The organism is Chryseobacterium sp. WG23 (assembly GCF_024586575.1).
Lineage (GTDB): Bacteria > Bacteroidota > Bacteroidia > Flavobacteriales > Weeksellaceae > Chryseobacterium.
Map to the genome: position 1 here is coordinate 507,353 of NZ_JALCZE010000001.1, position 18,900 is coordinate 526,252.

Below are 18,900 nucleotides of genomic sequence, written 5' to 3' on the forward strand. Positions count from 1 at the left end.
GTGTTAAAAGTTTTATTTTAATTGTTCCAGCAGTTTCTTTTTCTGTTCTGCAAATTCTTTATCGGTTAAAATTCCGTTTTCTCTCAGTTTTCCTAATTTTTCAAGCTGATCAAAAACTTCTTCTGATGAAACTGAAACACCCTTTACAGTATCAATTTGTTTCGAAGACTGTTCCTTAGGATTATTATAAATAGTTTTTATCTTGTCGTAGAATTTCTCTGCATCATCTTTATCCATAAAACATTCAAACTCTACCACTCTTTCATCAAGATGTAATTTAATAATTGGCGATCTTGGATCTGTTACAAAACTTACAGCGTTGATAATTTCGTTAGGATACTCATTGATTTTTGCTGCCCCGAACATGGCTTTTGATACAGAAATCAATCTCATGGGTGTTGCTACCAATATCCCGGCTGCCAATGTATTGACAAACTGAGCATCTGTAATCGCAATTATTTTTTCATCTTCAGAAATCAAGTAAGGAAGTTCTTTGATTTCTCCTTTGGTAAACATGGAGAGGCTAGCATTCAGCATTTCCAGCTCATGCTTTATTTTCTGATGTCTGCGTTTATAAACCTCTTTTGAGATTTGACGGGACCCGGAATCTATAGCTGCAGGAAGATTCTGTTCTGTAACTGCCAATATCTGAGTCTTTTCTTTTTTCCCGGTGATCAGCATTTCATTAATATCATCAATGCTGAATGCATTAAGCTTGTAAAGCAATTCGTCATTGATATTGCTTGCATTATTTAAACATTTATTGCATAAAACATTGCCATCCGAGAGTTTATTAGCCCCCAAAAGCGTATCCATGGATGTTAATTCTGTATTACACAATGCACAATTATTGCTCATTTCTTTTTCTTTTATAATTTATCAAGCAGTTTTTTCTTTTGTTCTGCAAACTCTTCATCTGTCAAAATTCCTCTTTCTCTGAGCTTACCCAATTTTTCCAGCTGCTCAAGAATAGCTCCGGAATCTCCTTTATCAGTAGAATATACATTTTCCTGTACCAGATCCGGAATAGTTTGAGTAAATGCCTGTAATGACGTTGAATCCTGTCTGAATTTATTTTCAATATAAGCCATACTCCTGCTTTGAACATCTGAAAATGCCCTTCCGTCACTTTTGTTGTGTAATTTAAATTCTGCAGAAGCCCCTTTAATATTTATTTTCAGAATAGAATACAGAAGATTTTCAGTATGTTCAATAGAAACAATCTCATGAAGAGGAAACTCATTCCTGACTACTCCACCCAAAATCTTTTTATCAATAAAAACAACTCTTCTTGGCGTTGCAAAAACAATTCCTTCGCGTTTATTTTGGAGGTATATACATTCTGCAATTGCCAGAAGATTTTCATTCTGATCCAGCACAGTATCCAATGCATTGACTTCTTCATTGGCCAAGACACTTAGCCTTGCATTAAGAGCCACTATCTGATCTTTAATCTGATCCAGCCTGGTAGGGGCATCATATTCGTAATGGCTGCTTCCTGTATATTGGGATCCTCCCGGATTCTGACTGCCCTCAATTTTACTTTTCAGAAACATTCCTGTAATTTCCGCAAAATAAAACTGATCAAGAGTATTGATAAGGTCTCTATTGATATTAATGGCTTTAGTAAGGCATCCTGCACACAAATAACCACCGTCTGCCAGTTTATTTTTACCTACAGACAGATCTGTTTCCGTAAGCGGCGTACCGCACAATGCGCAAATAGTATTCATTTGGTTTTTAGGTTTAAAAGTTTTTTATGAATACAGGGTATCATTTCACCCTGCTTTTATAACATCGACTCCAAATTACAAATTCTGAACCGATATTAAAGGTCAAAAGTATTTAAATCTTAGCATCCATCAAATAAATCAACCACAAAAGCAATTTTTGTGGTTGATTTGTTTTTAATATATGTCTAATATTATTATCCTAAAAACTCTTCTAAAGAAACCGTTTTCTGTTCCCCAGCTTCAAGGTTTTTGAAAGTAACAGTATTATTTTTAATCTCTTCCTCTCCAAGGAAAACAAGGTTTTTAATACCTTTCTTTTCAGCATAAGTAAACTGCTTGTTGAGTTTTGCACTTTCAGGATACAGCTCCGCTGAAATTCCTTTTGCTCTTAGCTGTATAATTAGTTTTAAAGCTTCTGTTACTTCTTCACCTCCAAAATTGGCAAATAAATATTCTATTTTAGAAGAAGCTTCTTCAGGAAAAAGGTTCAGTTCTTCCATGACCAGATAGATTCTGTCCAACCCAAATGAAATCCCTATTCCCGGAATATTTTTAACTCCAAAAACTTCTGTAAGGTTGTCATATCTACCTCCTCCTCCAATAGATCCCATAGCCACTTCATCCGCTTTCACTTCGAAAATAGCTCCGGTATAATAATCCAATCCTCTTGCCAATGTAATATTGAATACAAGATTCTGCATATTAACACCAAGGTTCAGAGATTGCGTAAGAACATATTCCAACTCTTCCACCCCTTTCAGTCCTATTTCATTGCCTGCAAATTTCTCCTTAAGCTGAAGAAGGTTTTCCAGCGCGTCATCAGACTGACTAAACAGAAAATCCAGTTTATCAATAGAATCCTGAGAAATCTCTCTTTCCAGCAATTCTGTAACCACTCCGTCTTTTCCAATTTTATCAAGCTTATCTAAAGCTACCGTAAAATCAATCAGTTTATCTGTAATCCCAGCATATTCAGCTAATCCCGAAAGAATCTTTCTATTGTTCATGTGAATAGTTACAGAAACTCCAAGATCAGCGAATGATTTTAAATACAGCTGAACCAGCTCTACCTCCTGCAATAAACTTTCACTTCCTACTACATCGGCATCACACTGGTAAAATTCTCTGAATCTTCCTTTCTGAGGTCTGTCTGCTCTCCAAACCGGCTGGATCTGAGAACGCTTGAACGGGAATGTCAGTTTCCCATGATTCATGGCTACAAATCTTGCAAAAGGTACGGTAAGGTCATAGCGAAGGGCTTTATCAGTAAGATATTCCGAATTAAAGGGTTTATCCAATGCTTTTTGAAAATCATGAAGCATCAGCTCTTTTTTATCTTCTTTTGCTTCATTGATGCTTGAATTTAAAATTTTAAAGATCAACCGATCGCCTTCTTCTCCGTACTTTCCCGTTAAGGTAGAAAGATTTTCAAAACTTGGAGTTTCCAATGGCTGAAATCCGAATAATTCAAAATTATTCTGTAAAATACTGATGATATATTTTCTTCTGGAAACTTCCTGTGCTGTAAAATCTCTTGTTCCTTTTGCTAAACTTGGCTTCATTTCTAGTATGTCATTTTGATAGTTGCAAAAATAAGGAATTGCTATGACTTTACACAGCATAAAAAAAGCCGGAGAAGTAACCTTCCCCGGCTTTTGTTGTTATTTGATCATTTATGCTGAAAAATCAGACACTTTCAAGGATTTCCAGTATTTCTTCGCCATAATTTTCAATCTTATGTTTCCCGAATCCTTTAATCTCGAGCAGTTCCTCTTTTTTAGCGGGTTTATACTTGGCTACAGAAATTAATTCTTTGTTACTTGCTATAAAGTAAGTAGGCAGATTCTGTTCTCTGGCTTTCTCAGATCTCCAAAGTTTCAGAGCATTCAGAATTTGCTCTTCATCAGTATTCAAAAAATCGTTTTCGGCAGAGTATTTTACCACTTTTGGTTCTTTCACCGTATTTTTCGCCGATTTCAAGGCTTCAAAATACAATATAACAGACCAATAGCATTCATCATTTACAAAAGCCGTTTCCACTTTTATAATTTCATTCACTTCCAGAAAATCATCAAGCATTTTTTGATCTTTGTAGAGAAATTCTTCAGGAAGTCTTATTTTAAAAACTTTTACTTTCATCATTTGCATTTTTAGAATTATTTACCTCCTAACAAAAGGATCTCGTCTACACGAATCTCTGTAATGTACCTTTTTACGCCGTCTTTATCGTCATATGATCTGTACATCAATTTTCCTTCAATAGCTATTTCTTTTCCTTTGGGAACATATTTTTCCATAATTTCGGCTACTTTCCCAAATGCAATCAGATTGTGCCATTGTGTTTCTTCTACTTTTTCACCTTTGGCATTGGTGTAATGATCGCTGGTAGCTAAAGATACGCTGGCTTTTACGTTTCCATTGTCGAAGTTTACCATTTCAACTTCTTTACCTGTGTAACCAATAAGTGTTACTTTGTTTCTTAGTGACATAACTTTTATATTTTAAAGATTAATAAATTAGATAAGAGACGTTCACTGCTTTCTCAAATCTCTGTTGCAAAGATTGCGATGTCACCACAAGCCAGTCGGTTATAAACTATTTAAATTCACTTGTAGTCGTTTGCCGTCGGATAAGTTATATCTTTTCACATTCGATAATGCTTTTGGCTTCTGTTCCGATTGAAATAAGCTGATTACACTGCAATCCTGCTTTTTCAATCAGTTCTTTAAATTCATTCAATGTTCTTTCCCGACCGGTAATACAAGCCATCATCACAATATCAAGGAGTTTGGCTGGGTGTGGTTTATTTTGAGAATCATCGGGAATAACAGCATCTATAATTAATAGTTTTGCTCCTTTAGACATAGCCTCGCAACATATTTTTAAAATCTGTATACATTCATCATCGTTCCAATCGTGGATAATCCATTTCATAGTATACAGGTCAGCCCCTGCCGGAACTTGATCAAAGAAGCTTCCTGTAGCTACAGAACACCTTGTTTTTAGGTTTTCGGGAATGAGCTGAGTGGTATTTTCGATTACATGTGCTTCATCAAAAATAATCCCGGAACTCCCGGGAGTCGCATTTAAGATTGCATACATCATTATCCCGTTTCCCCCTCCAATATCTACAATCTTTTTGTATGGACTAAAATCATAGGTCTTAATAATTCCTGAGAGCTCCATATTGGAAAGCCCTGTCATTCCTCTGCCAAAATTGGCGCCTAATTCCGGATATTCTCTATAATACTCCCAGAGATTCATTCCATGAACATGTTCAAAAGGAATCTTTCCGGTTTGGACACAATAAGTAAGTTCCATAAAACCTGGAAAATGTTCTCTTAAATTAGCCAGCACAAAATCTTTTACAGTCCCGGGAACTCCTGTTAGCAGAGTGGCTCCAAAATCATTTAATCGAAAGGTTTTATTTTCCAGCTCTTCAAAGATCCCAACACTGCTCAAAGCTCTCATAATCCGGTACAGCTGTTTTTCCTGCGAATTTGTTTCTTTTGCTAATGAAGAGATTGTTTGAGGACCAGCTTCCAGATGGTCTGCAATATTCAGTTCTGCGGCCGTCTTTATACAGCCGGTAATCCACATCCCTCCTAACATTTCAAACATCTTCTCAGTAAATGCTGGTTTAATAAATTGTTTTTTCATGGTTATTTTTTTTTGATTTAATTTAACATATTACTTTATGATTATATATAATTCAGCAATACATGAATTTAGTCATTTTAATTAAAATTTAATATAAAGTACTGGCAGTTTAAGGTTACAATCAGAAAAAGCTTAAATCAGTTTCCTTAAAGAAAACAATTAGCTTTCTCAATACTATCCATTTACAAACGGATAATTCCGTACCTTTGTCAAAATTCATTATGAAAAGGGATATCAATATTTTTGAGTTTCCTCTTAATTTAGGACTTACAAAAAAGGATCATGAGACTGAACCCGGAGTCAGAAAACTTCCGGATTGGCTCAGAAAATTTGATTTTCATAAAAGAATTGGTCCCCAACATATTTTCAGACTGGAAGCTCCGGAATATGCCATGGATTTCGATGAAGACTCAGGGGTTAAAAATGCAGATGCCATTATTGGATATGCTAAAAAGCAGGCTAACCATATTCTGAACAGCTATGATAAGAATACTTTCAATATCATGCTCGGTGGGGACTGCAGTATTCTGATCGGAACCGCAGTTGCATTAAAAAAACTGGGAAACTTCGGACTTTTTTATCTTGATGGTCATACCGATTTTATCCCACCAGAATTATCAGAAAGCGGAGGTGTTGCCGGAATGGATCTTGCGATAGTTTCCGGAACTGGGCATGAAAAGCTAACCAATATTGATGGGCTAAAGCCTTATTTCCTTGAAGAAAACATCTTTTGTAGCGGTAATGCAGAGACAGATGACGAGGAATATGTCAGCCAGATCATCAATTCCAACATTCATTATTATGACCTTGAAAATCTCAGGAAAAACGGATTCAGAAAAACTGTTGAGGACTTTTTGAAAATAACAGCTGAAAAAAAGCTGGATGGTTTCTTTATCCATTTTGATGTGGATGTTTTAAAAGATGAAATCATGCCGGCAGTAGACAGCAGAATGGAAGATGGAATAAGCTATGATGATCTGCAGGAAATGCTGATCCCACTGATTCATCATCCTGATTGTTTTGGAATAGAGATCACTATTTTAGATCCCGATTATGATAAAGATGGATTTTATACCCAAGTTTTTGTAGAAAAATTAATTCAAATTATAAAAAATAAAGAAGACTAAATGAAGAAGACCATAAAAAGAACGTTTAGAGTCTCAAAGTATGTGATCTATAAAGAAACGCTGGTTGATTACAAAGAGCATTTCTGGTCATTTTTGGGTGCCTTTTTTGGGATTGGGCTTATTGCATTCATCCAGTCCCATTCTTTAGCTGAGACAGAAAATATATTCCTTATAGGTTCTTTTGGAGCCTCCAGTGTTCTTATTTATGGAGCTATTCAGAGTCCTTTGGCTCAACCCAGAAACCTGATAGGCGGACATGTTTTGTCAGCTCTTGTAGGTGTTACAGTGTATAAACTTGTTCCGGATATTATCTGGCTCTCTGCTCCATTGGCCGTAGCTTTTTCCATTGTCATTATGCAGTACACCAAAACTCTGCACCCACCAGGCGGCGCAACAGCCCTTATTGCTGTAAGTTCCACCGGGAAAATACCTGAATTAGGGTACTGGTACGTTATCTCTCCTGTTTTATCAGGGTGTATTATCCTGCTGATTGTGGCATTATTCTTCAATAATATAACGCGCAACAGAAGTTATCCTTCCCACAGCAGATTTATAAGATTGTTAAAGAAAAGACATACCAAACACACAAAATAAATAGTATGAACTGCCTGGAATGTGGCGAAAAGATCATCGGAAGGTCTGACAAAAAGTTCTGTAACGATGCCTGCCGGAACGCCTATAATAATAAACAGAATAAAGATTCTACCAATCTGATGCGGAATGTAAACAACAAGCTCCGCAAGAATTATCGTATCCTTGTAGAAATAAATACTGATGGCAAAACTAAAGTAGCAAGATCTAAACTGGATGGCTTAGGTTTTGACTTCGATTATTTCACCAATATGAAAGTCTATAAAAACGGATCTGAATACAAATTTATTTATGATTACGGATACAGGCTTTTGGAAGATGATTTTATACTGATTGTAAGAAATCAGGCATAATCCTCCTACACCACCAAACGATATAAATATGAAAGAAATTGTTCTGATTACAGGAGCTAGTGGTATGATTGCCCGGGAACTCGCAAAAAAATTAGAAAATGAATATAGTCTAAGGTTTCTTACCCGAAAAAAGAAGCACGATAATGAATATGAATGGGATATCACAAAGAAGACAATAGAAGAGTCTTCTTTGGAAAATGTTTCCCATATCATTCATCTGGCGGGTGCTAATATTTCAGAAAAGCGATGGACTGATGAAAGAAAAAAGGAATTAATCTCCAGTAGGGTGGATTCTGCGGCATTGCTTCAGAATACTTTAAAAAAGAAAGGGATAAAACTTAAATCCTTTATTTCAGCTTCAGGTATTAATTTTTATGGAACTCAAACGACTGAAAAAATATATACCGAAGAGGATCAGCCGGGAAATGATTTTTTAAGTGAAGTGGTTGTTTTATGGGAAAGAGCAGCCGATCATTTCGAAGAGCATAACCTTGCAGAAAGAGTAGTTAAAATCCGCACAGCTGTTGTACTTTCTGAAAAAGACGGGGCATTAAAAAAAATGGTTCCTCCTATTCAATATTGCATAGGATCTCCTTTGGGCAGTGGAAAACAGTATATGCCGTGGATTCATATTGAAGATATCTGTTCAATGTATGAGTTTGCTTTAAGCCACTCCTCTGTTCACGGTGCTTATAATGCCGTTTCCCCACAGCATACCACCAATAGTGAACTGACCGGAAAGATCGCTGAAGTGCTCAAAAAACCCTTACTGATGCCTAATGTTCCGGCTTTTGTTTTAAAGCTTCTTTTTGGGGAACTCGCTACGGCTATATTGGAAGGCTCAAGGGCTTCTTCACAGAAAATTCAGGATGCAGGCTTTCAGTTTAAGTTCCCGGACCTTAAAGAAGCCCTGAAAGACTTATTAAAGTGAAATAAGCGATAACAATCTTTAGTAGTTCTATATGGAAAACCTTTTAATTCTAAAAAATATATCCAGACATATTTCACTCAGCGGACAGGAAATTTCCTATTTTATTTCCTTATTAAAAGAGAAAAAGGTTCAGAAAAAAGAACTGATTTTAAAACAGCAACAAGTCTGCAAAGAAATCAGTTTTGTTCAGTCCGGTGTTCTTAGAGCATTCTATATGGATGCTGCAGGAAAAGAATCTACCATTATGTTTGCTGTTTCTGATTGGTGGATTACCGACATGTTCTGTTTCATCAACCAACAACCTGCCATGCTGAACATTGAAGCTCTGGAAGACAGTGTTATTTTGCAGTTACAAAAAGACAGCCTCGATGAGCTGTACCTTAAAATACCGAAGTTTGAAAGATTCTTTAGAATTATGATGCAAAATGCCTATATAAGAGAGCAGCTCCGCATTATTGAGAACCTTTCTCTTTCAGCAGAAGAACGATATGACAGCTTTCTCCAAAAATATCCTCTGGCTGCCCAACGGGTTACTCAAAAACAAATTGCTTCATATCTGGGCGTTACTCCCGAGTTTTTAAGTACCATAAAAATAAATAAACAGAAAAATACCCCCTCTTAATCTACATTATTTTTTTTTACCTTGTAAGTTCCGTTATTTTATGCAAAAAAATATGCTTATACTTATTGCAGGTCCCTATCGCAGTGGGACAAATGATGATCCGGAACTGATTCAGCAAAACCTTCATAACCTTGAAGCTGCAGCACTTCCTATTTTCAGAAAAGGACACATCCCTATCATTGGAGAATGGATTGCATTGCCATTAATCAGTCTTGCGGGCTCTACCCAGATTGGGGATGAGGCATGGCAGGAGATACAATATCCGGCTGCTCACCGTATTTTAGAAAAATGTGATGCCATTTTTCGGATACACGGAGCTTCAAAAGGAGCTGATGAAGATGTGAGAATTGCCCAGGAAAAAGGCCTTAAAATTTACTATAACACAGAAGATATACCCGATGCAAAATCCTAATATTACTATTTTAAAAACAGAGATCCTGTCAGATAACTGGTATACTTTAAACAAAGTTACTTATACCATTCTAAAAAAGGACGGAACTACAGAAACCCAAAGCAGAGAAGCTTACGACAGAGGAAATGGAGCGGTCATCCTGCTTTACAATACATCTTCCCATACTGTTATTCTGACAAGACAGTTCCGTTTGCCTACCTATATTAACGGGAATTCAACAGGAATGCTTATTGAGGCCTGTGCCGGCCTTTTGGATAATGACAACCCCGAAGACTGTATCAAAAGGGAAACGGAAGAGGAAACAGGATATAAAATTTCTAAAGTTGAAAAGGTATTTCAGGCTTATATGTCGCCAGGTTCTGTGACAGAAATTCTTTATTTCTTCATCGCTGAATATTCTGATGAAATGAAAATTGCTGATGGCGGCGGCCTTGAAGAAGAGGGAGAAAACATTGAAGTATTGGAAATGTCTTTTGAAAAAGCTCTCCAAATGGTAGATTCAGGAGAAATCAATGATGCCAAAACAATGATGTTACTCCAGCACTTACGGGTTAAAAGTATTTTATAACAAAAATAATTACTGAGAATGAGACTCCCAATCATCCTATTTTCAATGATAACCTGCACAACGATTAAGTATTAATGACCAAGGCTTTACGAATATACATTTTTAAAATCCTGGCTCTGTTTTCAGTACTTATTTTCAGTATTCTCATGCTGAAAACAATTTCCCAGTATACGAGTTTTGAAAAAAACGTGGGCTTTCTTATGTTTAAGCAACAGGTAGTCCGAAACCCATACTGGCTGACCTTTTTTTACATTCATATCTTTTCTGTTACGCTTTGTCTTTTAGCTGGCTTAACGCAGTTTTCCAGTCGTTTCCTGGCTGAGAACAGAAAACTCCATACAATCATAGGCAAGATGTATGTTTATAATATCCTTATCATCAATGTCCCAGCCTGTTTTATCCTCGGACTGTTCTCTAACGGAGGTTTAATCGGGATTACGGGATTTCTGCTGCAAGATAGTCTCTGGGCCTATTTTACCATAGCAGCAATTCTTTCCATTAAAAAAGGAAAGATAATCAGCCACCAAAACTATATGATTTTAAGTTATGCCGTTACTACAACGGCCCTTACTTTCAGAATCATTAAAAACTTTTTTTATAATGAAGAATATCATGATTATGAGCTTTTTTATGGGATCAATGTATGGTTGGCCCTATTCATCAATTTATTCATCGCATACTTAGTTTTTAGAAAAAAAACTCCTTTATCGGCTAAGATTAAGATTCATAAAGAAAATAATAAAGGCAGTGAAAAGAATCAAAAGAAATGAACTGATAAATACCAAAGCATTTAAATAAAAGGCATATTTACTTTTTTGTGTCCATCTTTTAAAAAGACGCATCACCAGGTAAGAAATTCCCCCAAATATGATAAGGGCAAAGATAAAAAAAAGATAAGGCACGATCCAGTTCATATGATTAATTAATTGATGTAAAACTATTATTTTAAAATTAAAAAACAATATCTGCCCATCAATAATATCATGCGTGATTAAAAAAATGAAATTATGGAAATAAGAAACATAGACCATCTCGTATTAACCGTTGCAGACATTGATAAAACGGTTGAGCTCTACATTCAGGTTATCAGAACTTCATTGAGGTAAGCAATTATACAGATTCGGATTTCAAATAACTACAAGCATATTGTTATAGTAAAATTTTCAACATAACATGCACAATTCATGCTGTTTTCAACATTAACCATTTGTGTTTATAAAGAAAAATATACTTGAAAAGTACAATATTTTGGAAAAAAATAAATACAAATAAAGAAACAGCTTAAATAAAAGTTAATGTAAAAAAAGCGCTCATTTATTTAGTTATTATTTCACTATAAAGTTACTTATTTTCTTTGTCAGTTGTTTTGAGTATAGTATATTTGTCAAACAAAACCAACAAATAATGAAACACGAAAAAAACAGTTCCCCCTATCTGATTCCCAAACAGATGGAGTATATTCTTTTATAAACAGACACTAACAACTTAAAGTAAGTTTAGTCTGTAATTATCCTTTATTTTTATTAAAAAATCATATATGACAAGGTGTGAGGATAGTTTGTTTTCATAAAACGAATACATCAGCCTCGCCCCCATCCATAATCATATTATAAGTATTTGAATCATTATAGAAAGATAAATACAGCCAACTTATAACTGTAAAATCAGCATTAGTATAAAACTTATACTAATCAATTGCTTTTATGCTATAGTAAAGCATTCATTATAATAAATTAAAATATAAATTATGGAAAATCAAGAAAAATTATTCGAAAAAGTGTACGAGATTTTAGGTGATATTACGGAATGTAATCCGAAGGAAATTCAGCCGGATACCAATCTGCTACACGATATGGGAATGACTTCCCTCATGGGGCTTGAAGTGTTGGTAGAACTGGAAAGAAATTTTCAGGTCAGCCTTGATGAAGAGCTTTTGGCTAATATGACTACCCCAAAGGATATTGTTAAAGTTTTGGAAGAAGAATTAGCAAGCTAAAATCTTGACTTTTTATTTCTATTTTGTTTAAAATATGAACAGGTAGGGAATAAAATAATATATCAAAATCAACTTATTGTAACAAACCAACACAAAATATGATTGACAATATTGATGTCGATGATTTGGTGATTGGAGCGGGTCTCTGTGGTTTAACATACGGCTTAACAGCTGCCACAGAGGGACGCTCTGTCGTCATTAGCGAGGCACATCATAAAGTAGGCGGCTATGCTACCAATTTTTACAGAAACAAAAGAAAATTCATTTTTGACTGTAGCCAGCATAAAGTAAGCGGGCTTAGAGAGCATGTAGGAAACCTTTGGAATACTCTAAAAAGACTGGAACTTCATTCTCTGCTGGAAGAATTTCATCTGCATGAAGAAATTGGAACCGTAGTGTATAGAGGCAACTTTATCAGAATTCCCTCAGAACCGAATGAAATTAAAGAGACTCTTACAACATACTTTCCGGACGAAACCACTGGAATAGAACGTCTTTTTAAAGACATAGAAACCCATGGATACCAACATTATATGTTTTTCAGAAGACTGATGAACGAGTATACCATCAACAAAGATATTTTAAGAGAAAGCAGGGGCCTCTCTAAAATAACAGCACGGCAATATTTTGAAACGATATTTAAAGGAAATGATATCATTGAAGTTCTCAGTCCTATTGCCATCTATTCGGGGTCTATTTCCAATGAAGTGAATGCTTTTTATTTTCTTCACTGTCTGTATGCTATGTTTTATGGAGGCCAGGCCTATGTAAAAGGGACAGGACAGCATCTCTCTGATGTATTGCTTAAAGAATTTATCAATCGTGGGGGGATTCTGTTAAAAAAGAACCCGGTCTATGAAATGGAAGACCATAATGAATATATGCTCGTCAAAACCCGGAAAAATATGATCCGGGCCAAAAATGTAATTGCAACCTGCCCTCCGGAAGATGTGCTGAAAATGCTGAATAAACAGGAATATACAGACCGCTTCCAAAGTGTTATCAATAATTTTGAGGTGGGCTGGGGACATTTTTGTGTATACATTGTGATCTCGGTTCCTCCGGAAGAAGTTGACATTTTTTCACCCGAATACCTTTTGGTTTCAGATTCAGGAGACGATTTTACGAAAGAAGACTTTGAAAATGACAGATATTATGATCTTTTTACCCTGAGCATAAGTAATTACCATAGGTTTGATCCTGCCGGCGGCTATGTCATCCAGCTTGTCATGCTGGATCATGGAGACCGATGGTTTCATCTTTCAGAGGAAGAATATACTGCCAGAAAACAAAAAATTCAGGATAAGTTTATAAAAAGAGCCCTTAAGACATTTCCAAAACTGGAAGGAAAACTGATCTATACAGAATCATCAACACCAAAAACAAATTACAAATTTACTCTTGCTACCAAAGGCTCTGCTTTTGCCTATAAAATGCTCCCCAGAACCAATTTAAACCTGCTTAGTAACTTCCCCAATGACAAAATTAAATTAGTCAGCACCTGGGCAGGAGGTCCGGGTTATGAAACCGCCATGTGCTTTGGCTTTACACAAGGTAAATTATTGAGTAAAAACACAAAATTATGAATCCGCTAAAGAAAAAAACACTCAGTCCAAAATTTTCAGATCTGCTGGAGAAGCTTAATAAAGCATCTGAGAAAAAGCAAATGAGCCTGCTTCTGGACCATCCCTGGGATGAACCCACAGATCAGGTATGGCTCAAAAAGAGAGAGAATATTTCCATCTATGGAACTCCGTATTATGATCTTGCATCAGAGGAAGAAAGAAGGCTTCTGTCTGTATATGAAACAGGAGCCTGGTGGTATACATTTATTGTATTTGAAAACCTGGTTTCGGAATATTATATGAAAATTGTAAATCATGGTTCTCTGAAAAGATTTCCGGAGGTAGTACAATATATACATCATTTCTGTAAAGAAGAAATTGTACATGCCATGGTCTTCCGAAAAGCAATGAATTATTTCAATATTGCTCCGTTTCCTGTTCCTTTAAACTTACGGGAAATATACAGCCATAATGCCTCCATGTCTGAATTTCCGCTGAAAGCCATCTATCTCACTATTTTAATAGAATGGCTGGCAGAAAACAATGCCATGGAAGACTGTAACAGCAAGGAAATTTCCAAGCTTTCCCGGGCAGTAGCTGTAGAACACCATAAAGAGGAAGCAAGACATATAGAATGGGGAAAAAATATGATCCGGGAATTTATAGATGTTGTTCCTGAGTTTTTAAACGAAGCCCGGGAAATTACAGCTCCCATGCTGAGAAGTATGCTGGACATGTCCATATCCAGTATAATGGTATACGCCAGAGTAGGCTTTAAAGATAAAGCATTTAAAAATTATAAAGAGCTTATCCCAACTGTTCTGAATGCTGAAAACAGAAAAAAAATCAATTCAAGAATCATGGCTCCCATGATGAGGTATTTCATAGAAATCGGGGTCTGCAACCACGAGAATAAAGAAGTATGGAAAGCGAATGGTTTTGAAAAAGATGTTGAAGATGCTATCGGGTTTTTTAAAAAGAAATCCGTTGATGAAAAAGACATAGACAATGTCATGGATAAAAATTATGATTAAAGAACACATTTCACAAAACTAACATTAATAAACATTAAATTTTCGATATGCACATTAACTTAGACGGCAGGCATTTTCTGGTGACCGGCGGAGGACGCGGAATCGGGAAAGCTATTGTCCGGCAATTACTTTCTTCAGGAGCTTCTGTATCATTCACCTATAACCGGGGTCAGGAAGCTGCAGAGAAATACCTACAGGAACTTTCAGCAGAGTTCCCGGATAAAATAAAGTTATATCATGCAGATATCCAAGATGAGGAACAGTCAAAATCATTAATAGAAACTGTTGAAAAATCCTCATTAGGGCCGTTGTATGGGCTCATCAATAATGCAGGAATTACTGCAGATTCCCCATTTTTCAGCATGTCCCACGATATGTGGAAAGACGTAATCAATACCAACTTAAATGGAACCTATTATCTTTCCAAAGCGGTCATAAAATCATTTATCCGGAAGAAGAATTCAAAAATAATCAATATTTCATCTGTTTCCGGTGTGCGTGGTGCTGTAGGCCAGGCCAATTATGGTGCCTCCAAAGCAGCCATTATCTCCCTTACCAAAACACTTGCCTTAGAATTTGCCAGGTTTAATATGCAGGTGAATGCCGTAGCTCCCGGATTTATAGATACTGAAATGGTTGCCCAAATGAATGAACAGGATAAGAAAAAAATAGACCAGATGATCCCCATGAAAAGAATGGGAATTCCTCAGGAAGTTGCTGACCTGGTCACTTTTCTCTGTTCTGAAAAAAGCAATTATATGACCGGCCAGACATTCATCATTGATGGTGGATTAACCTTATAAAATAAACACAAAACCAATATGAAAAGAGTTGTTATTACAGGAATGGGAGTTGTAAGCCCGCTAGCTTGTGAGAAAGATGATTTCTGGAAGAAAATACTCAATGGAGATACCGGAGTCAGTGATCTTACCAAGCTGGATTCCTCAGATTATAAAGGAATAACAAGAGCTGCAGAAGTGCATCTTGAAAAAGAATATCAAAATATAGACGTCATTGAGCATTTCCGGCCTTATGGAAAGGCTGCTACTTATGCTGCCGCTGCTGTAGATATGGGATTAAAAGATGCAGGGCTGGAAAATAGGTTGAGCCAGAAAAATAACTATGGAATTATCCTGGGAACAACGAATGGCAATCAGGATATTGTAGAACGTATCGTAGACGAATGGGATCTTGGTATGGAGCATGAAGAACTCGATCCTAAGGCAGCCGAAACCCTGAATAGATTCCGGCCTGTAGAACTGAGTGCCGGTATTGCAAAATATTATCATCTGGGTGGAACCAATATGGTTATCCCTACGGCCTGTGCAGCCGGGAATTATGCTATAGGAACAGCTTATTCTATGATTCAGGAAGGCCGGTCTCCCCTTATTATTGCAGGAGGTGCAGATCCTTTTACAAGATCATGTTATACTGTATTTTACAGATTAGGGGCAATGTCAAAAAATGATTGCAAACCTTTTGATCAGGATAGAACAGGGATGATTGTAGGAGAAGGTGCAGCCGTTTTAATTCTTGAAGAATTGGAGCATGCTCTGGCCAGAGGAGCAAGGATTTATGGAGAAATAAAAGGATATGGACTGGCTTGTGACGCTTATGATCCTACAGCACCGGATCCTGAAGGTTCAGGAGCTACATTATCTATGTCTAATGCTCTTGTTTCAGGTCATATTGACAGAGAAAACATTACCTATATAAGTGCTCATGGAACCGGAACAAAAGCCAATGATGCTCATGAGATCAAAGCAATGCGTAATGTTTTTGGAGAAGGAATAAATACTTTATATGTGAACGGAATAAAGTCTATGCTGGGACATTGTATGGGAGCAGCAAGTGCTCTTGAAGCGGTAAGTGCAGTTCTATCATTATATCACCAGCAAATTCCAAAAAATAGAAATACAGAAAAAATCGATGAATCTTTTAATATCAACTTTCAGATACAGCCACCTGCGGAAATAGAGCATCATGTAGAACATATTCTAAGTAATTCTTTTGCTTTTGGCGGTAACATCTGTAGTGTAATATTCAGTAAATATGATGCAAATTAATCCAAAAACCGATATTGTAATTTCTGCTATTGGCTTTAACAGCCCGTATGGAACAGAAATAAATGAATACCTTAACAATTTGGGAGATCAGCCCCTATCTTCTTCTATCATTGAAGATCATGATCCTCAGAAATTTTTAAGACCCAAAGGCCAGCGTTTTCTGAATAAAGCCACATTGATTTACTGTAATGCAGCATTTCAGTCTATTCATAACCGGGATTTAGGGAAGTACATACAAAGCAATCCGGAAAGGATTGGGCTCTATGACGGGACGGAACTGTCTAACCTTGAAGACTGTTTTATTTTCGATTTAACAGCTAAAAATCAGGGACCGGACAGAGTAAGCCCTATGAAGGCACCCAGTACAATAGCTAATGCAGCAGCCAGCCAGATGGCTATACAGACCGGAATAAAAGGACCCAACTTCAGTGTATGTGCAGGAATGGCAGGAAGTCTCCAGGCATTAGATATTGCTTACCTCCATCTGAAACTGGGAATTATAGATTATGGAGTAACGGCTTCTACGGAAGTGCGGAATTCCTATCAGAAACTAATACAAAAAAACCAGCGAGATAAATCTCCGGAATTGGGTATCTCTATGATTCTGGAGCGCCAGGAGTCTTTAGAAAAAGATAACAAAAAGCCTTTAGCCCGGATTAAAATGCTGCATTCTGAAACCTATACCCAAGATGCTATTCCTTTTGAAACCTATTTATATGAAATGCTATTCCCCATTATAAAATTAAATGATACTGATACGATCATTATCTCCGGCGGAACTTCTACAATACATATCAATAGATTCGAAAGTTTATTTAAAGAAAACAGTCTTCCTGTAACAGTACTGTATCCTGAGGATAAATTCGGAGATCTGGATAATGCCGGTGGAATGTTAGGTATTGCCTATGCTATTTCAGTATTTAATGGGCAAAACGCTCACAGAACAGACAAAAAAAACATCCTTGTCTTGTCGGCAGATCCATCGGGGACCGTAATCTACACCATTATAGAAAAAAACAGCATATAGTATGAAAGCCATTTTAGAATCCTATCAAATCACCCAAATAGTAAAATACCGATACCCTTTTTTACTCATAGATAAAGTCACCGAATATGTAAAAGGGGAAAGGCTAAAAGCCGTTAAAGCTGTTTCTATGGGAGAACCTTATTTTGCAGGGCATTTTCCTGATTTTCCCATCATGCCAGGGGTCCTCATTACCGAAGCTCTTGCTCAGGCATCTTCATTAATGATGGTCCTGGATAGTCTGGACTGGCAAGCCGGCAGTAGAATTCTGGCTTCTGAACCGACTTCAATGGGAGTATTGGGAAGTGTTCAGATCAGCTTTTTACAATCCGTACTTCCAGGAAATTTATTGGAACTGGAGGTCAGCATAGATTGGAAAAAGGGATCAGCCAGTTCTGTGAACGTTAAAGCATCCGTAGAAGGCTCTGTCTGTGCAAAAGGTAAAATCACGGTAATGTCTGTTGATAAAAGTAAAATCTCTTCTTAAGTATGAATACTCCTATTTTATTCTGTATTCCTTATGCAGGTGGGTCATCCATGTCATTTTCAAATATAACCAGCCTGATCAATATTGAAGGACTGGAGATTAAGTGCCTGGAACTTCCGGGAAGAGGTCTCCGACATAAAGAACCGCTACTCTCCTCTCTGGATGAGGCCGTGGATGATCTTTATGCCCATGTAAAAGATAGTCTGGGACCTCTGCAAAGACCAATTATCATCTGGGGCCACAGTATGGGTGCTATTTTAGCCCTATTGGTTTCGTCCAAATTAAATAAACATCAGTTCAATATGGTTGGGGTATTGGTTTCAGGAATGAAAGCGCCTACCCACCAGTCAGCTTCCCATACTCTGTCAGAAAAAGCTAAGAATAAATTATTATCTGACCTTTTACCTATCAAGTATGAACAAAATAAAGAAGCTCCCCTTTTTCAAAAGATTTATAAAAAAAGAATGGAGATTATGGAAAAAGATGTAGAAATATTGGAAAAGTACCAGAATGATAATTGGGCAGATATGTCTGTATCCAATACTATAGCCGTCATCATGGGTGAAGATGATGAGCTATATCCTACCCCGTCTTATTATGAAAACTGGAAACTTCATACCTCAGGCAACACTGAGTTCTTTCCAATAAAGGGCAATCATTTTTTCCCGATGCAGCATCCGGAAGAAACCGCAAGATTACTTACTCAGATAATAACACAACTATTGAATTAA

General features: G+C 36.7%; 22 protein-coding genes. 16 read left to right on the forward strand and 6 right to left on the reverse strand.

The genetic code is table 11. The annotated features are described in order from the left end of the window. Nucleotides 1-12: 12 nt before the first annotated feature. From MP477_RS02335 to MP477_RS02360, 6 genes are all read right to left on the reverse strand, one after another. Complete coding sequence (locus MP477_RS02335) at nt 13-858, reverse strand: PH domain-containing protein (protein WP_257188983.1); 846 nt, start codon at nt 856-858, stop codon at nt 13-15. Nucleotides 859-869: 11 nt separating this feature from the next. Then, entirely contained in the window at nt 870-1,733 is an 864-nt protein-coding gene (locus MP477_RS02340; RefSeq protein WP_257188984.1) for a PH domain-containing protein, read from the reverse strand. Between the two features lie 194 nt (nt 1,734-1,927). Continuing rightward, the gene (gene hisS, locus MP477_RS02345) at nt 1,928-3,295 is read right to left on the reverse strand and encodes a histidine--tRNA ligase (protein ID WP_257188985.1); all 1,368 of its coding nucleotides are present in this window, start codon (nt 3,293-3,295) and stop codon (nt 1,928-1,930) included. Between the two features lie 124 nt (nt 3,296-3,419). Continuing rightward, complete coding sequence (locus tag MP477_RS02350; protein WP_257188986.1) at nt 3,420-3,875, reverse strand: HRDC domain-containing protein; 456 nt, start codon at nt 3,873-3,875, stop codon at nt 3,420-3,422. A 14-nt stretch (nt 3,876-3,889) separates the two neighbouring features. Next, nucleotides 3,890-4,222, reverse strand: coding sequence for a single-stranded DNA-binding protein (locus MP477_RS02355; RefSeq protein WP_047491066.1), 333 nt, complete (start codon nt 4,220-4,222; stop codon nt 3,890-3,892). Between the two features lie 145 nt (nt 4,223-4,367). Next, nucleotides 4,368-5,393, reverse strand: a complete 1,026-nt coding sequence (locus tag MP477_RS02360) for a methyltransferase (protein WP_257188987.1) — start codon at nt 5,391-5,393, stop codon at nt 4,368-4,370. A gap of 221 nt (nt 5,394-5,614) precedes the next feature. On the opposite strand from MP477_RS02360, the gene MP477_RS02365 reads away from it, so the two are divergent. The 16 genes from MP477_RS02365 (at nt 5,615) to MP477_RS02440 (ending at nt 18,900) form a co-directional block, all read left to right on the forward strand. Further along, nucleotides 5,615-6,520, forward strand: a complete 906-nt coding sequence (locus tag MP477_RS02365; RefSeq protein WP_257188988.1) for an arginase family protein — start codon at nt 5,615-5,617, stop codon at nt 6,518-6,520. After that, nucleotides 6,521-7,114, forward strand: coding sequence for an HPP family protein (locus MP477_RS02370; RefSeq protein ID WP_257188989.1), 594 nt, complete (start codon nt 6,521-6,523; stop codon nt 7,112-7,114). It abuts the gene before it with no gap. A gap of 5 nt (nt 7,115-7,119) precedes the next feature. Beyond that, entirely contained in the window at nt 7,120-7,464 is a 345-nt protein-coding gene (locus tag MP477_RS02375) for a hypothetical protein (RefSeq protein ID WP_230035190.1), read from the forward strand. Between the two features lie 28 nt (nt 7,465-7,492). Further along, nucleotides 7,493-8,395 carry a TIGR01777 family oxidoreductase gene (locus MP477_RS02380; protein WP_257188990.1) on the forward strand — a complete coding sequence of 301 codons (903 nt, stop codon included), beginning with the start codon at nt 7,493-7,495 and terminating at the stop codon, nt 8,393-8,395. 31 nt (nt 8,396-8,426) lie between these two features. Then, nucleotides 8,427-9,017, forward strand: coding sequence for a Crp/Fnr family transcriptional regulator (locus MP477_RS02385; protein WP_257188991.1), 591 nt, complete (start codon nt 8,427-8,429; stop codon nt 9,015-9,017). A 52-nt stretch (nt 9,018-9,069) separates the two neighbouring features. After that, nucleotides 9,070-9,429, forward strand: a complete 360-nt coding sequence (locus tag MP477_RS02390; protein ID WP_257188992.1) for a DUF4406 domain-containing protein — start codon at nt 9,070-9,072, stop codon at nt 9,427-9,429. Next, complete coding sequence (gene nudK, locus MP477_RS02395) at nt 9,416-9,997, forward strand: GDP-mannose pyrophosphatase NudK (RefSeq protein WP_257188993.1); 582 nt, start codon at nt 9,416-9,418, stop codon at nt 9,995-9,997. The genes MP477_RS02390 and nudK overlap by 14 nt, the downstream gene beginning before the upstream one ends. 200 nt (nt 9,998-10,197) lie before the next feature. Then, a complete protein-coding gene (locus MP477_RS02400; protein ID WP_257188994.1) occupies nt 10,198-10,767 on the forward strand; it encodes a DUF2306 domain-containing protein in 570 nt (189 codons plus the stop codon). Between the two features lie 977 nt (nt 10,768-11,744). Further along, nucleotides 11,745-11,993: an acyl carrier protein gene (locus MP477_RS02405; RefSeq protein WP_230035179.1), complete on the forward strand. Its 249-nt coding sequence runs from the start codon at nt 11,745-11,747 to the stop codon at nt 11,991-11,993. Nucleotides 11,994-12,091: 98 nt separating this feature from the next. Then, nucleotides 12,092-13,579, forward strand: coding sequence for an NAD(P)/FAD-dependent oxidoreductase (locus tag MP477_RS02410; RefSeq protein WP_257188995.1), 1,488 nt, complete (start codon nt 12,092-12,094; stop codon nt 13,577-13,579). Next, nucleotides 13,576-14,592, forward strand: a complete 1,017-nt coding sequence (locus MP477_RS02415; protein ID WP_257188996.1) for a diiron oxygenase — start codon at nt 13,576-13,578, stop codon at nt 14,590-14,592. The genes MP477_RS02410 and MP477_RS02415 overlap by 4 nt, the downstream gene beginning before the upstream one ends. A 47-nt stretch (nt 14,593-14,639) precedes the next feature. After that, a complete protein-coding gene (fabG, locus tag MP477_RS02420; protein ID WP_257188997.1) occupies nt 14,640-15,395 on the forward strand; it encodes a 3-oxoacyl-ACP reductase FabG in 756 nt (251 codons plus the stop codon). Nucleotides 15,396-15,413: 18 nt separating this feature from the next. Further along, complete coding sequence (locus tag MP477_RS02425) at nt 15,414-16,658, forward strand: beta-ketoacyl synthase (protein WP_257188998.1); 1,245 nt, start codon at nt 15,414-15,416, stop codon at nt 16,656-16,658. Continuing rightward, nucleotides 16,645-17,685: a beta-ketoacyl synthase N-terminal-like domain-containing protein gene (locus MP477_RS02430; RefSeq protein WP_257188999.1), complete on the forward strand. Its 1,041-nt coding sequence runs from the start codon at nt 16,645-16,647 to the stop codon at nt 17,683-17,685. Before MP477_RS02425 ends, MP477_RS02430 begins: the two co-directional genes overlap by 14 nt. A 1-nt stretch (nt 17,686) precedes the next feature. Next, the gene (fabZ, locus tag MP477_RS02435) at nt 17,687-18,169 is read left to right on the forward strand and encodes a 3-hydroxyacyl-ACP dehydratase FabZ (protein WP_257189000.1); all 483 of its coding nucleotides are present in this window, start codon (nt 17,687-17,689) and stop codon (nt 18,167-18,169) included. Nucleotides 18,170-18,171: 2 nt separating this feature from the next. Further along, nucleotides 18,172-18,900, forward strand: a complete 729-nt coding sequence (locus MP477_RS02440) for a thioesterase II family protein (RefSeq protein ID WP_257189001.1) — start codon at nt 18,172-18,174, stop codon at nt 18,898-18,900.